The sequence below is a fragment of the Clostridium sp. AM58-1XD genome (genome assembly GCF_003464085.1).
In the GTDB taxonomy this organism is placed as follows: Bacteria; Bacillota; Clostridia; order Lachnospirales; family Lachnospiraceae; genus Lachnoclostridium_A.
The window spans coordinates 15,073-29,254 of record NZ_QSDR01000016.1; the positions used below are offsets into that span (position 1 = coordinate 15,073).

The following is a 14,182-nucleotide window of genomic DNA, read 5'->3' on the forward strand; positions in this document are numbered from 1 at the left end:
GTTCCGGTTCTTCCTTAGCTGCGATCCTCCATCTTCGTATATTCTTCGTTTGGCATAACGCTGATATAAGCCGGACGGATGATTTTATCCATATTGATCAGCTCTTCAATACGGTGTGCACTCCAGCCTACAATTCTGGCAATCGCAAAGATCGGTGTAAAGAGTTCCAGCGGGATATCCAGCATGCTGTATACAAATCCGCTGAAGAAGTCCACATTGGCACTTACGCCCTTATACATACGGCGCTCTCCTGAAATCACTTCCGGTGCCAGGCGCTCGATCATGGAATAAAGGTTAAAATCATCATGACGGCCCTTTGCCTGAGAAAGTTTTTCTACAAAGCTCTTTAATATCTCTGCTCTTGGATCAGACTTGGAATACACGGCATGGCCCATGCCGTAAATCAGTCCTTTTTTGTCGAATGCTTCTTTGTGAAGCAGCTTCTCAAGATAATTGCGTACTTCGTCCTCATCCTTTGTATCCTTAACATTGGCGCGAAGATCATTCATCATTTCCACAACCTTGATGTTGGCACCGCCGTGACGCGGACCTTTTAAAGAAGACAATGCCGCCGTAATCGTTGCATATGTATCGGTACCTGATGAAGTTACAACATGCGTGGTAAAGGTAGAGTTGTTTCCTCCACCATGTTCCATATGAAGAATGAGTGCCAGGTCCAGAACATGAGCTTCAAGAGGAGTATACTGCTTATCCGCTCTCAAAAGGCGAAGCAGATTCTCTGATGTGGAAAGCGTTGGATCAGGATGGTGAATATACATGCTTTCCTCTTTTTCATAATGGTTATATGCATGATAGCCATATACGGCCAGGACAGGGAAGAGACTGATTAACATCAGACATTGACGCAGAACATTGGGAATAGAAATATCAGAGGCCTTTGGATCATAAGAGGCAAGTGTCAGAACGCTTCGTGAAAGGGAATTCATCATATCCTTACTTGGAGCTTTCATAATAACATCACGGACAAAATTGGTAGGGAGCGTTCTGCTTCTGGATAAGATCTCCGTAAACTGCAGCAGCTGCTCTCTTGTAGGAAGCGTTCCGAACAGCAACAGGTAGGAAACCTCTTCGAATCCAAATCCACGGTTGTTCATGGTCCCGTTTACAAGATCTTTAATGTTGTACCCTCTGTAGTACAGGCGGCCTTCGCAGGGAACCTTTTTTCCGTCGACTATCTTACTCGCTTCGATCGTTGATATCTTAGTCAGCCCTGAAACAACACCGTTGCCATTCTTGTCACGCAGACCGCGCTGGACATCGTACTTCTCATACAAGTCCGCGTCAATTCCTCCATGCTGAACGCAGATATCTGCAAAAGAGTCTATCGTGTTCATGAATTCGGTTTTGTTCATAACAAACCACCCCTTTTCATAATATTTTAATTTCCATGCGGAAATTTCTACTATTATATTATAAATTGGAAAAAAAATCTATAAAGAATCCCTTAATTTTAATAAAATTTAATTTTTATTGCATTTTATAAATTTTCTGGTATAATGTTATATGATTACGGGGTATGGCGTAGCTTGGTAGCGCGCTCGGCTGGGGGCCGAGAGGTCGCAGGTTCAAATCCTGTTGCCCCGACTATTCTGAAATGTGTCAGAATCCTTATTTTATAAGGCTTCTGGCATTTTTTATGCCTGATTGAAGTGTCATTTTTTGAAGGCAGTTTAAAACAACTTGTATTCGTATGTAAAATTGATATTTTCTTAACACGACATTTCGTTTCACTTTCCCTATATGGATTGTACAGATATTTTAATGTCGTTTCCTTGCTTGTATGTCCCAGCCACCGCCTAATTTCATCTAAAACCCATCCTTCTGCATTCATTCTGGAAGCAACCGTTCTTCTTATACAATGTGTATACTTAAATTCTTTTCCCTTAAATGAAAAGAAAATATCCTTAAATGAGAAAAAGTAAAGTATGCATCTGGAATTCTTTTTAAGAGGTAAAATCCCAGATGCTTTGTTTATATGCGTACAAAATGGCTATCTGTCTTTATCCGACACATATTTCATGGTATAACGCACCTGATGCACGATGCAGCACTGATATTCGGTCTTTGGATAGGCAGCCGCAATTGCTTCTTTGATACCGGTCAGCCCGTCAGCACAGAGGATTAAAATATCTTTTACTCCCCGATTTTTCAAACCATTCAAAACAGATCGCCAATATTTGGAACTTTCATTTTCGCCGACCTCTATGGTCAGGACCTCTTTCCGTCCCTCCTGATTAATCCCGAGAATCACATAAGCCGCAAGCTTGCGGATAACGCCGTTATCACATACGGATTAATGGATGGCATCAATGTAGAGCACCGGATATACTTCTGAAAGGGGGCGGTTCTGCCAGTCTTCGATCTGGGGCATAATTTTATCGGTAACATCTGAGATAAAGCCTTCAGATGCCTCAAAGCCATAAATATCCTCCAGCGTATCAGAAATTTGCCGCGTGGTCATGCCTTTTGCATACATAGAGATGATTTTCTGGTCGATATCGGAGATATCTTTCTGCCGTTTTTTTACTACCTGTGGTTCAAAAGTAGACTTGCTGTCCTGAGGAACCTGGATATCCATGCTGCCATAGCTGCTGTTGATACGCTTTGGTTTGTGGCCATTGCGATAATCATCATTGTCAGAGCGTTCCGACTTTTCATAGCCTAAGTGCTCATCCATCTCGGTTTCCATCATTTCTTTGATGGTGCCGCCAAGCAGATCTTTCAGGGCATCCTGAATATCTTCTGCCGACTGGATATCGTATTCCTGCAGAAGCTGTTGAATAATAAGTTCGCTTTCCCTCTGTCATTTGCACCTTATGTACAGGTTTCTTTTCTCTTGCCATAATAAAGTCCTACTATGGTTTCTTATTTTACCATAGAAGACCTAATAAAACCTTATTTACAGAAAAATTTTCACATGCTCCATTTGTCAATCCCATAAATCCACTTCAATTCTTTAAACCTCTTACCCATTTTCTTGAGTTTATATTGCACTGCATTATCAAAAGTGATTTCCTTCTTGGCTACCATTTTAGCAAGCTGTTTATCAGTACATGAATCATAAGTTTCTTTAACTCTGCAATGTGATTTATTAGGTCGATTTTCAAGACAGCGCTATCGTTGACAATTCATTCATTGTGCTACACATCATATCAATCTCCTTTACATTGTCATTTCTCAAAACAAAAAAGTGTAAAGCCCTAATAATTGTTAGACTTTACACTCTCTGTTTATGGTATGGTTATGCGATTCTGTTTTTTATCTCAGCAAGTTCTTTTTCAAGCTTGTTGACTTTTTCAGTCAAAATATTAACTCGTATTTCGTCGATTGTACTTTTGTCCGCAACTTTTATTGATTGGTTAAGCTTATCAATTAAGTTGCCATGGTTTTCAGCCAGTAGAGATATATTTCTATCAGTAACATTCTCAAGATGTAGCCTGATATCGGTTATGCTGTCATGGATTGGCTTTAACATTTTTGCAATTGCTTGTAAATCCTCATTAGTCAATGCCATTGTCTCACCTCCTATCACTTTACTGTGATGTCGATATAGTAAAGTATACCATATTTACACGGAAGGTGTAAAGTCTATTCAATTGTCATTATGCTCACCTTGAATGAAATTCCAATTTCCACCTACTAATCGTCTTATTTTCCTAAACTTACGTCCTAATAAGCGGATGCTACCCTTTCAACTATTATAGATAAGATTTAAAAATCTTGCCACTCATGCCTTTTTTGTCATTTTTGACGCATATAAACAAAGCATCTGGGATTTCACCTCTTAAAAAGAATTCCACATGCAGACTTTACTCTTTCTCATTTTCGACCTCTGCCTGCATGTTTTAATTCTACCTTTGTCTATTTTTTATAAGCGCCGGTGTCAATGTTACCCAATCCGCCTCAATCTTCTTCAACTGCAGAAGTTCCAGCAGCTTATCTGAATTCAATAATTCCGTCAGTTCAAATGGTATTTGTCCATTCAAACAAAATTCCCTTACAGCATTCTGAGTACAGTCTTCCATCAAAAATATCAGCATTAAAGAACTGTTCCGGTTCCTGCCGTTTCTTTTGCGGGCTTTATATTTCACTTTTTTCGGAAGATCAATGTTCCTGGCAGTGAAGACTCCCTTTTCGATATAATTATAAAGCGTTTTCACTGAGCATGGAATCTCTTCTCCGTGAGTCGCATAAATGTGGGCAATGGATTGTCCCTGCCTCAGTAACGGAGTTAACAGGCAGTTCAGCTCAACAATCAGAAAACACCATCGATCCAAGGCTTTTTGCCTTTCGGATTGATGGTGTTTTCTGATACACGTATTCTTTATCTGAGGGCGCTGCTCATGATCCCGTCAGTATCCATACCTGAAATTCTTCCGGCAAATACGATTAACTGAAGCCGATCCTGTGATATTCTCATATATGCGCGCATGCTGCCTGGTATTCCCTGAATTGTATTGTCCTGATAGGTATAGCAGTACCATGTTCCTGTAGGTAACTGCTTCACGGCTTTTTCTCCCGCATTTCCAACCTGAGAACGCATCAACTCGTCCAGCACCTGTTCCTGATAATCATCTATAAACTGTGCGGCCTCTCCGCTGAAAAGTTCCTGGCTCATAAGTCCGATTAAGATGGTCTCGTCCCCATTGCTGTAATAATTCGATCCGTCGCTTGAAGAGTCAAATGTAAAACCGGAAGGAACAGTAAATGTCAGATTATCAAATGCAACTGTCTCCTGTCCGCTTCCCTGAGACTGTGTATCCGCCTGAGCTTCTGTCCCCTGTGTCTGCACTACCCCGTCTATGACCCATGCTCCACTCTCGTCCACCGTGTAACCGTCCGGCGTCTGTGTTCCCTTCAGGCAATAGCCGTCCGGCATGAAATAATAGCACTTCCCGTCCACCCAGTTCCATCCGTTATTCAGATAGCTTCCGTCGTCGTTCTGGTACCACCATCCCGTTCCGTCCTGCTGCCACTGGCCTGCAAATGCTGTCATGCTCATAGCCGCTGTCATAAAACATACTGCAATTCCTGTTATAATTCCTTTTTTCATGTCCCGTCCCCTTTTCTTTTTTGGTTATGTTTATATCACTAGTATATCCCTTTCAGGACGGACAGTCAAACAGAAAAATAGCACTTATCTTGCAAGAGTTTTACGTGAAATGCCGCCTGTGAACAGCAACAATTAAATATCGGCCGCTTTTCTCTTCGCATCTTCAATTATAAACTTCAGTTTCGCCCTGTCTTCTTCCGGCATTGGAAGGAGCGGTTTTCTTGGCGTACCGCCGCTGCAGCCGACCATCTCCATAGCAGCTTTCAGCCCTGGAATTCCCCACCGGCCTGTAACCGCCGTATTTGCCTCGATCAGAGCAAGCTGTAGTCTGGAAGCCCGTTCCGTCTCTCCCGCTTTGGAAAGCTCATAGAGCTTCACGCATTCATCAGGAAGGACGTTAGCCAAAGCCAGTGTTCCTCCGGCGCCTCCCGCCGCAATTGTCGGGAACAGGAAGCTTGCGCTGCCGGCAAAAACGGCAAAGTCCTCCGGCGTATCCCGGATAATCTCCATGATCTGTACAATGTTGCCTCCGGAATCTTTTACGCCAATAATATTCGGGTGTTTTGCCAGCGCCGCAACGATTGCTGAAGACAGATTGATTCCAGAATTGCCCGGCATGTTGTAAAGAACGACCGGAATCGGACTCTGGTCAGCAACTTCCGTATAAAAAGCCTGAATGACCCGGTCTGTCTGCATCGCTTTTTTATAGTAATTCGGGCTGATCACAAGAGCCGCTTTTGCTCCTGCTTTTGCCGCATATTCACACAGTTCGATCGTATCTCTCGTCGTCTCGCAGCCGGTGCCCGCAATCACGGACTTTTCCGGTCCGATATTCTGACAAACGAGATCGATCATTTCTCTTTTCTCTTCCGGATTCAGGAATACGAACTCACCGTTTGAGCCCATTACGACGATGCCGCTCAGTCCGGTGCCGTTCCAGAACTTTACGTTTTCCGCCATTTTATCTTTATCCAGGTATTTTCCATCATCCGTAAATACGGCCGGCGCCGGTGCATAAATTCCTTCTAACTTCCACATAGATATGTTCCTTCCTGACTACTGTCCCATTGCATCCTTATACGGTTCCATTTGTGCCCACATATCATCCATATAAGTCTGAACTTCTTCGTACGGTACAAATGCCGGCTCTACAAAATATGCTTCTGAAATATCTTTTACATAATCTTCATTCTTCTGGATATTCGCTACTGCATCAGACATCTTCTGAAGGATTGCAGAATCTGTTCCCTTAGGGAATGCGATAAAATATGCGCGTTCTGCGTCGGAGTCCGTCATCCCCAGCTCTGTAGATGTAGGTACGTCCGGGAAGTTCTCATTTCTTTCTTTACCGGTAGTCATTAAAGGAATGATGTCTCCGTTATCGATGTACTGCTTAAATACGCCGTAGCTGTTTACCGCCAGATCCACCTGATCTCCCAGCAAAGCAGGAATCATGGCGGAAGCGCCTCCTGCGTCTACAGGGTTGACTTCAAATCCTCCTGTCTTCTCCATTTTGCACAGAGTAAAATATGAGAAACCGGATATTGTGGTGGCACAGGAATATTTGCCTGGTTCTGCTTTCGCCTTCTCCAAGAAATCAGCGGCATCCGTAATTCCCAGATTCTTTCTTGCGCACAGTACATTCGTATTGTCTACAACGCCGATGCATGCGATATCGAAGCTGTTCTGATCCAGATCCGTAGCTCCCAGCAGTTTGTTCGTATACATGTTTCCTGTGTGATAGAATAAAATCTTATAGCCGTCGTTCTTGGCGTCAGCTACGCTCTGAGCACCTACCGTGCCGCCGGCTCCTTCCGTATTGATAATCGTAACCGTCTGTCCGAGTTCTTTTTCCAGATATTTCGCATACGTTCTCGCATAAAAGTCGGTATCTCCGCCAGCTTTAAACGGCACCACCATCTCGATCGTTCTCTCCGGCCAGCTCGTTTCCGCTGCCTGAGCGCCGTCTGCACTTTCTGCTGTGTCAGATGATCCTTTGGCCTCGGTAGTCTCAGCAGCAGGCGCTGTGCTCTCCGCTTTTCCACCGCCGCTTGATCCGCAGCCTCCAAGTGCAGCCACTGTCAGCCCCATTGCCCATTGTTAATGCCAGTCCCTTTTTAAATCTCTTCATGTTTTTTCCTTCCCTTCTTAAAAATGATTTATAGTTAATAAATAAAACACCTGTTTATGGTCTTCAGACCTACTTTCTTCTCGCAATACAGAACAGATCGTCCGCACCCATTTGTTCGGCCTTTGTGGCTTCTCCTTCCGCCACTTTTACCACAAGTTCAAACAGCTCTTTCCCCTTTTCCTCGATGGAAGCTTCCCCGGAAATGATTTCTCCTGCATGAAAATCAATATTTGCCTTCATCCTGTTGTAGCAGTAGTCATTTCCTGTTATCTTGATTACCGGAACAAAAGGAAATCCTGTCGGCGTCCCACGTCCTGTTGTAAATGCAGCAATCTGGGCGCCGCAGCCCACCATTCCGGTCACCACTTCCCCGTCCTGGCTCTCGTATTCCATCATATATACTCCGGCCTTTTTCTCTTTTGGAGGCACCGCATAGTCCAGGACATCCACGATCGGGGCCGTTCCTGATTTGTGAACCCCTCCCAGGGCCTTTTCCACAACAGAGCTGACGCCCCCGTCAAAATTCCCAGGTGAAATCAGTTCGTTTCTTCCAGGAAATCTCAGATCACAGCCGCTTCTTAGAACCTCTTCGATAGTTGCAACAGAACGGCGTATTTTCTCTGCGACCTCCCCGCTTACCGCACGTCTTGCCAGAATGTCCTCCGTCCCCAGCAGTTCATTCAATTCCGAAAGGATCGTGCTTCCACCTTCCTTCACAAGGAGATCGGACATCTCCCCAACAGATGGATTTGCAGCCAGTCCGCTGGTTGCATCCGTCCCGCCGCATTTAAGCGCAACAGTCAGTTCGTCCAGTCCGCATTCCTCTCTTTTGAGAGAATCGGCATATTTCTTCATCTCTTTGACAATCAGAACCCCTTTCTCTATAGTCTGAAAAGCGTCGCCTACTTCCTGGATTACCAGCTTTTCCACCGGCTTTTTGCTGGCTTTTATTCCTTCATACAGCTCTTCCGGACGGAATCGTTCACACCCCAGCCCTACAACCAGGACAGCTGCGATATTCGGGTGCCTGCCCATGGCAATCAGCGTTCTGGCCGTCAGTTCAAAGTCAAATCCTACCTGGGTACATCCTACCGGATGATGGAGCGCAATTATGCCGTCATCTCCTGCCCTTCTGGCAATCAGCTCCGCCGTCCTGTTGGCGCAGAACACAGAGGGGATAATCGCTACATAATTGCGCACGCCCACCGTGCCGTTCTCTCTTCTGTACCCCAGAAATTTTCTGCCCATTTTTATTCCCCCTGCTCCATTTTTCTACCTCTGTCACATCCCATATTGTGGTTGTGAATCCAGGTTCTTCGGGACTGCCTCCTTCATATATCCGATCTCTTCCCCGTATTTATACACCGGCTGTTTGGCTTCGTAATCTACAGTAGCCACTTTATGGGCAAATTCAACATCCTCCAGCAGAGTGATCACGCCCCTGGCGTCTCGATCGTATCTCCTTTAAATGCATTCTCCAGAACAACGGCTACTGTATCTTTTTCCGGATTTATCACCAAACATCTTCTTACCATGATTTTTCCTCCTTAACCGGCATTGTCTTTAGACGGCCGCCTCACTTCTTTTTTTCTTCATTGCTTTTACATTTTTATATATAGTCAGGATCACAGAGATCATCGCTATCGCCAGAAACAGCCCGGATATCGGTCTCGTAAAGAATGGAACATAGCTTCCCTTGGAAGTCATCAAAGCCCTTCTGAAATATGTCTCTACCGTTGAACCGAGAATAAATCCCATAATCAGCGGAGCAACCGGAAGCTTCAGTCTGATGAATATGTATCCCACTATTCCAAAGGCAATTACGATAAACGTATCAAATACACGGCTGTTAAGACCAAAAGCCCCCACAATACAGAGTACAAATATAATCGGAAGCAAAATGTGTTTCGGAGTCCGAAGCATCATGACAAAAGCCCGCAGTCCGAAAAATTCTTCAAACAGCATCACCACATTTGCGATCAGCATAGCTGCAAATATTCCATAGACAAAAACGGGTTCCTGCTTAAACAGCAGCGGTCCCGGAACAAGTCCGTGTATCATCAGCCCTCCCAGCAGCATGGCCGTTGCCATATCTCCCGGAATGCCCAGGGTAAGCAGAGGAATCATTGCTCCTCCGACAGAGGCGTTATTCGACGTTTCCGTTGCCACCACGCCGTCGATAATCCCTGTTCCGAATTTTTCCGGATGTTTGGACTGATTTTTAGCAACCGTATAGGCGATCAGATTCGATGTGGAACCGCCAAGCCCCGGCAGTATGCCAATTCCTAAGCCGATCAGCGCAGAGCGGACGGCGTTTGGTATCTGTCCTACCCCTTCTTTCACAGAGAAGCCAAATCCCCTGGTGCCCTTTGTCGTGATCCGAAGCACTTCTGCCTTTCCTGTCTTTCTTGAGGTTTCTGCCGTCGTCATAATTTCACTTAATGCAAACATTCCGATCAGTACCGGCAGAATATCCAGACCGGCGCTCAGCTGTGTGCTTCCAAATGTAAACCGGGGAGCTGCATCGATCGGAGCGAGGCCTACGGTGGCCAGCATGATCCCGAATACGCCCGACAGCAGTCCTTTTATCATGGAATCACTGGACAGAGAGGCAATCATCGTCAACGAAAAAACAGCAATTGAAAAGTACTCATAGTCTCCAAACCTCAAAGCCAGATTTGCCAGGTTTGGTGCGATAAAAATCAGCGCAATAATGCTGACAAGCGTACCGGCGAATGAAAAGAACACACCGATTCCGAGAGCCTTGATCGCCTCCCCTTTCTGCGTCATCGGATACCCGTCAAAACAGGTTGCAACTGACGACGGCGTCCCAGGCATTTTTAACAGAATTGCTGAAATTAAGCCTCCGGATACACCGCCTATGTAGATCGAAACCAGCATGGTCATTCCCATAATCGGAGTCATGCTGTAAGATACCGGCAGAAACAGTGCGATTGCCATAGTCGCGCTCAGTCCTGGAATCGAGCCGAATATGATGCCTGCCGCCACACACAGGATAATAATCATAAATCCTGACGGCGTGCAGATCGTTCCCAAACCGGCTGCCAAAGATGATATCATAGATTTTTCCTCCTTATAATGTAATGGATTTCCTGAACAGTTATGATTTCTTTCATGCCCTCTATAAAATTCCCGTCAGAATTCCTGATGGAAGCATCAAGTGCAGGCCATTTCTGAACAGAAAATAGATAATTGCCGAAGCAGCGATCGATATGACCACATAAAGAACCGGCTTCTGTTCTCCCTGGGGGCAAAGAACTGCCATCTGCGCCGTCATATAGAGAATCGAACTGATCAAAAATCCTACCGGTTCCAGAAGCATGACATAGATGAGCGACAGCGCAAATGTCATAATGACGCACCTATAGTCTTTTCTCTCCTCTGTTTTACCGTTTTCTGCCAACTTCATTTTCTTCAGAGCCTGATAGATCTGACAGAAAGACAGGATAATCAGCCCTGTCACACAGATTTTAGGAAAAAAAGCGGAATTAATTAATGATATCTTTGTCAGCTTTATCCTCGGTATCTGCGAAGCATAGACAACTGCGATTACAAGGAAAAAAACACCTGCAAACAGATCCCCCATATTCTTCTTTACTTTCATAAATCCTCCTCCTCGTTTCTTTATACATTGTGTCGTGTTATGCAGAACAGCTCGTCATGGCCGAGTATCTCTGCTTTTGTCTTTTTCTTTCCGTCTGCTACGGAAAGCAGATATTCAAAAATTCTGTTTCCTTCCTGGGCAATTGTCTCTCCCTTTGAAATAATTCCCCCTACGCATAGATCGATATTTTCTTTCATTTTTTCGAAAACCTCTTCATTTCCAGTTACCTTTACGACCGGAACAAAGGGAAATCCAGTAGGCGTACCACGCCCCGTTGTAAAGACGATAATCTGTGCGCCGCAGCCTACCTCTCCTGTGACCACATCCCCGTCCTGTCCTGTAGGCGCGTCCATTAAGAACAGTCCTTTCTGACCGTCTGAAGGAGGGACGGAATAATCAATGACATCTCTGAACTGGGATGATCCTGATTTGTGAACTCCTCCTAGCGCTTTTTCCACCACAGAACTGACTCCTCCGTCAAAATTACCTGTGGAAATCAGGGCGCTTCTGTTTTCAAATTTCTTAACGGTACTGATCTCGCTTAAATGGCGTTCTGTTTTTGCAATACAGTCCCTGATCTTCTGCGATACTTCCTCATTTACTGCTCTGGATGCCAGAATGTGTTCCGTTCCCAAAAGCTCTGTTATTTCTGAAAGCAGAACGCTTCCTCCATTTTCCGTCACCTTGTCGGACATCGCTCCTACAGCCGGGTTCGCCGCTATTCCGGAGGTGGCGTCCGTTCCGCCGCAGTTCAGGCCGATCATCAGTTTTGAAACGGGACACGGCTCTCTGTCCATCGCGTTCAGCTCTTCCGCAAATCCCTTAACAATTCTCACGCCTTTTTCAACTGCCTTCAGCGTATCTCCTTCTTCCTGGATCAGAACCATTTCGGCAGGTTTTCCCGTCTTGCGGACCCCGTCCAAAAATTCCTTGGCTGTAAACCGCTCACATCCAAGGCCTACGATTAAAACGGCTCCCAGGTTTGGATTACAGCCCATTCCAATCAGCGTTCTCGCCGTTATCTCCAAATCCTCTCCGATCTGGCTGCAGCCCACCGGATGTCTGAGACAAACGGCCCCCTCCACCTGACTGGCAATCAATTCTGCTACTTTATTTGCACAGAATACGGACGGAATTACTCCTATATAATTTCTTACTCCAACCTGGCCGTCCGGCCTGCGGTATCCCATAAAATGCATATATACGCGTCCTCCTTTTCCTCATATGGAACACAGAATCATTTCAACTTCCCTCTCCGTTTCCTTATCTATGTATAAAGCAATTTTCATACCAACTTCTAACTGTCTGAAAAAAAGGCCGTTTTAACTGCTGTGACAGATATCAGTCTCATGGTTTTGTTTCATTTTGAGATTATATGTTGCAATATAAGACAAATCGCCTTATACTTGTATTATGACTTATCATTTAGGGAGGGGTACTCTTGCATACAAAAAACGAAATTCTTCTTGTAGCGCCATATCAGGATATGTATCTTCACGCGCAGAATATCATTCAGGAAAACAGCTGGCCGATTGAACTCGTACAAGGCAGCATGGAGACGATCGAGGATGTCTACAATGCAGTAGAAGCCCTGAATCCGTCGATTGTAGTCAGCCGCGGCGGCACCTATCTGCTTTTGAAAAAAAAATTTCCCAATCTGATCTTCGTAGAAATTAAAATATCCGCCTATGATATTCTCAGAGCCTGTCTGGACGCCAAAAAGGCCCCTGGAGACATTGCATTTCTTGGCTTCAGCAATATTATCTGGGGGTTGGATGTCATTGGAACCATGTTGGGAAAAAAAATATACGCTATCAATTTTCAGAAGCGGGAATACAGAGAAAACGTGTCACAGTATATCGAAGAACTGGCTGGGCGCGGGGTCGGATACTTTGTCTGCGACAGCATCAGCCATCATGTAGCCACGCAGCTTGGTTTTTCTTCCCACCTAGTCAGCAGCGAACCTTCTACGCTGAAACAGTTTATGGAAGATGCGCTTCATCTGCTGGAAGTAAAGATTAAAGAGCAGATGAACACGCGGCGATACCGTCTGATTGTAGACTCTGTAGACGATGGGATTATCTCTCTCGACAAATATCAGGACCAGCCGATTATGAACCGGTCTGCAGAATATTTCTGCACCAAAAACCAGCTTGACCACGGACAGCTCATTGAACTGATTGAGAGCGGTGGAAATGACCACGGAGGAAAGACGGAAATTAAAACCCTTCATCAAAACTGTACCATTGCAATTCAGCGCTTTCCTATCGATATCGATGAAAATACCCTTGGCGTCGTAGCCAAGTTTCAGGACGTCACAAAAATACAGAAACTGGAGGAAAAGATTAGAACAGAATTGTCGCAGAAGGGTCTGATCGCAAAATATACCTTTGATGATATCCTGTATGACAGCCAGATTATGAAACGGACCGTAAAAACGGCTCAGAAATTCGCTCTTTCCGAATCCACGGTTCTCATACAAGCCGAGACCGGAACGGGAAAAGAGCTCTTTGCCCAGAGTATACATAATGCCAGTTCCAGGAAAAACAGGCCGTTCGTAGCCATAAATTGTGCGGCGCTTCCTGAAAACCTGTTGGAAAGCGAATTGTTCGGATACGCAGAAGGCGCCTTTACCGGCGCGAAAAAGGGCGGAAAAATGGGATTGATTGAATTGGCCCACACCGGTACCCTGTTTCTGGACGAAATCGGCGACATGCCCCTTGCCCTTCAGACAAGGCTGCTGCGAGTGATCCAGGAGCGGGAGGTTATGCGCATCGGTGACACGCTCATACGTCCCATCGATATCAGAATTATCGCGGCCACCAATATGGATCTGGGAAGCCGGGTAGCTACAGGGGATTTCCGAAGCGATTTATATTACCGGCTCCATATTCTGACCCTTCGGATTCCCACCCTTGATGAACGGCCGGAGGATCTGGTGATTCTGGCGGACAAATTTATAAAGGATGCAGCTTATACCATGAAAAAGCAGATCATCGGCTTCACCCCTGACGCATTCCGGCTGCTGATCAACCATCGGTTTAAAGGCAACGTCAGGGAACTGCAGGGAATTATTGAGCGCTCATCTGTGCTGACAGACGGCCCCTATATCACCAAAGAGGATTTAGACCTGGAGCCGGAACATGATTCCGGGCAAAAAACTTCACCGGCTACGTTGGATGAACTGGAAAAAGATCTTTTGGAAAAAACTCTGAAAGACTGCAATTACAACTACGTCAAGGCCGCAAAGCTTTTAGGGATCAGCCGGTCTACCCTTTACCGCAAAACAAAAAACGCCCTGTAAAACAGGACCAGCCGGAATTTTATAAAATCACATTCTGGCCGCCTGCTT

General features: G+C 45.3%; 12 protein-coding genes, 1 tRNA gene and 1 pseudogene. 2 read left to right on the forward strand and 12 right to left on the reverse strand.

Annotated features, from left to right (window positions below):
* Positions 1-14: 14 nt before the first annotated feature.
* A complete protein-coding gene (locus tag DXA13_RS11135) occupies positions 15-1,373 on the reverse strand; it encodes a citrate/2-methylcitrate synthase (protein WP_118244437.1) in 1,359 nt (452 codons plus the stop codon).
* A gap of 158 nt (positions 1,374-1,531) precedes the next feature.
* Between DXA13_RS11135 and DXA13_RS11140 the strand changes: the two genes are divergently transcribed.
* Positions 1,532-1,605: transfer RNA gene (locus DXA13_RS11140), tRNA-Pro, on the forward strand.
* Between the two features lie 409 nt (positions 1,606-2,014).
* On the opposite strand, the pseudogene DXA13_RS11150 reads toward DXA13_RS11140, so the two are convergent.
* The 11 genes and pseudogenes from DXA13_RS11150 to DXA13_RS11195 form a co-directional block, all read right to left on the reverse strand.
* Positions 2,015-2,864: pseudogene (locus DXA13_RS11150) on the reverse strand (IS256 family transposase); the annotation flags it as partial.
* A 398-nt stretch (positions 2,865-3,262) separates the two neighbouring features.
* Positions 3,263-3,535 (reverse strand): hypothetical protein, encoded by a 273-nt coding sequence (locus DXA13_RS11155; RefSeq protein ID WP_118244439.1) that lies wholly within the window; start codon positions 3,533-3,535, stop codon positions 3,263-3,265.
* 337 nt (positions 3,536-3,872) lie between these two features.
* Positions 3,873-4,298 carry a hypothetical protein gene (locus DXA13_RS21770; RefSeq protein WP_243009082.1) on the reverse strand — a complete coding sequence of 142 codons (426 nt, stop codon included), beginning with the start codon at positions 4,296-4,298 and terminating at the stop codon, positions 3,873-3,875.
* A gap of 47 nt (positions 4,299-4,345) precedes the next feature.
* On the reverse strand, positions 4,346-5,074 hold the full coding sequence (locus DXA13_RS11165; protein WP_118244441.1) for a hypothetical protein: 729 nt from the start codon (positions 5,072-5,074) through the stop codon (positions 4,346-4,348).
* A 132-nt stretch (positions 5,075-5,206) separates the two neighbouring features.
* The gene (locus DXA13_RS11170) at positions 5,207-6,112 is read right to left on the reverse strand and encodes a dihydrodipicolinate synthase family protein (protein WP_118244443.1); all 906 of its coding nucleotides are present in this window, start codon (positions 6,110-6,112) and stop codon (positions 5,207-5,209) included.
* Between the two features lie 18 nt (positions 6,113-6,130).
* The gene (locus tag DXA13_RS11175) at positions 6,131-7,153 is read right to left on the reverse strand and encodes a tripartite tricarboxylate transporter substrate binding protein (protein ID WP_181995631.1); all 1,023 of its coding nucleotides are present in this window, start codon (positions 7,151-7,153) and stop codon (positions 6,131-6,133) included.
* A 121-nt stretch (positions 7,154-7,274) separates the two neighbouring features.
* A complete protein-coding gene (locus DXA13_RS11180; protein ID WP_118244448.1) occupies positions 7,275-8,453 on the reverse strand; it encodes a UxaA family hydrolase in 1,179 nt (392 codons plus the stop codon).
* Between the two features lie 33 nt (positions 8,454-8,486).
* Complete coding sequence (locus DXA13_RS21015; protein ID WP_181995632.1) at positions 8,487-8,642, reverse strand: hypothetical protein; 156 nt, start codon at positions 8,640-8,642, stop codon at positions 8,487-8,489.
* 126 nt (positions 8,643-8,768) lie between these two features.
* Positions 8,769-10,286, reverse strand: coding sequence for a tripartite tricarboxylate transporter permease (locus DXA13_RS11185; protein ID WP_118244450.1), 1,518 nt, complete (start codon positions 10,284-10,286; stop codon positions 8,769-8,771).
* 61 nt (positions 10,287-10,347) lie between these two features.
* Positions 10,348-10,830: a tripartite tricarboxylate transporter TctB family protein gene (locus DXA13_RS11190; RefSeq protein ID WP_118244452.1), complete on the reverse strand. Its 483-nt coding sequence runs from the start codon at positions 10,828-10,830 to the stop codon at positions 10,348-10,350.
* Positions 10,831-10,850: 20 nt separating this feature from the next.
* Positions 10,851-12,029, reverse strand: a complete 1,179-nt coding sequence (locus tag DXA13_RS11195) for a UxaA family hydrolase (RefSeq protein ID WP_118244454.1) — start codon at positions 12,027-12,029, stop codon at positions 10,851-10,853.
* A gap of 242 nt (positions 12,030-12,271) precedes the next feature.
* On the opposite strand from DXA13_RS11195, the gene DXA13_RS11200 reads away from it, so the two are divergent.
* Positions 12,272-14,134 (forward strand): sigma 54-interacting transcriptional regulator, encoded by a 1,863-nt coding sequence (locus DXA13_RS11200; protein ID WP_118244456.1) that lies wholly within the window; start codon positions 12,272-12,274, stop codon positions 14,132-14,134.
* Positions 14,135-14,182: the final 48 nt, after the last annotated feature.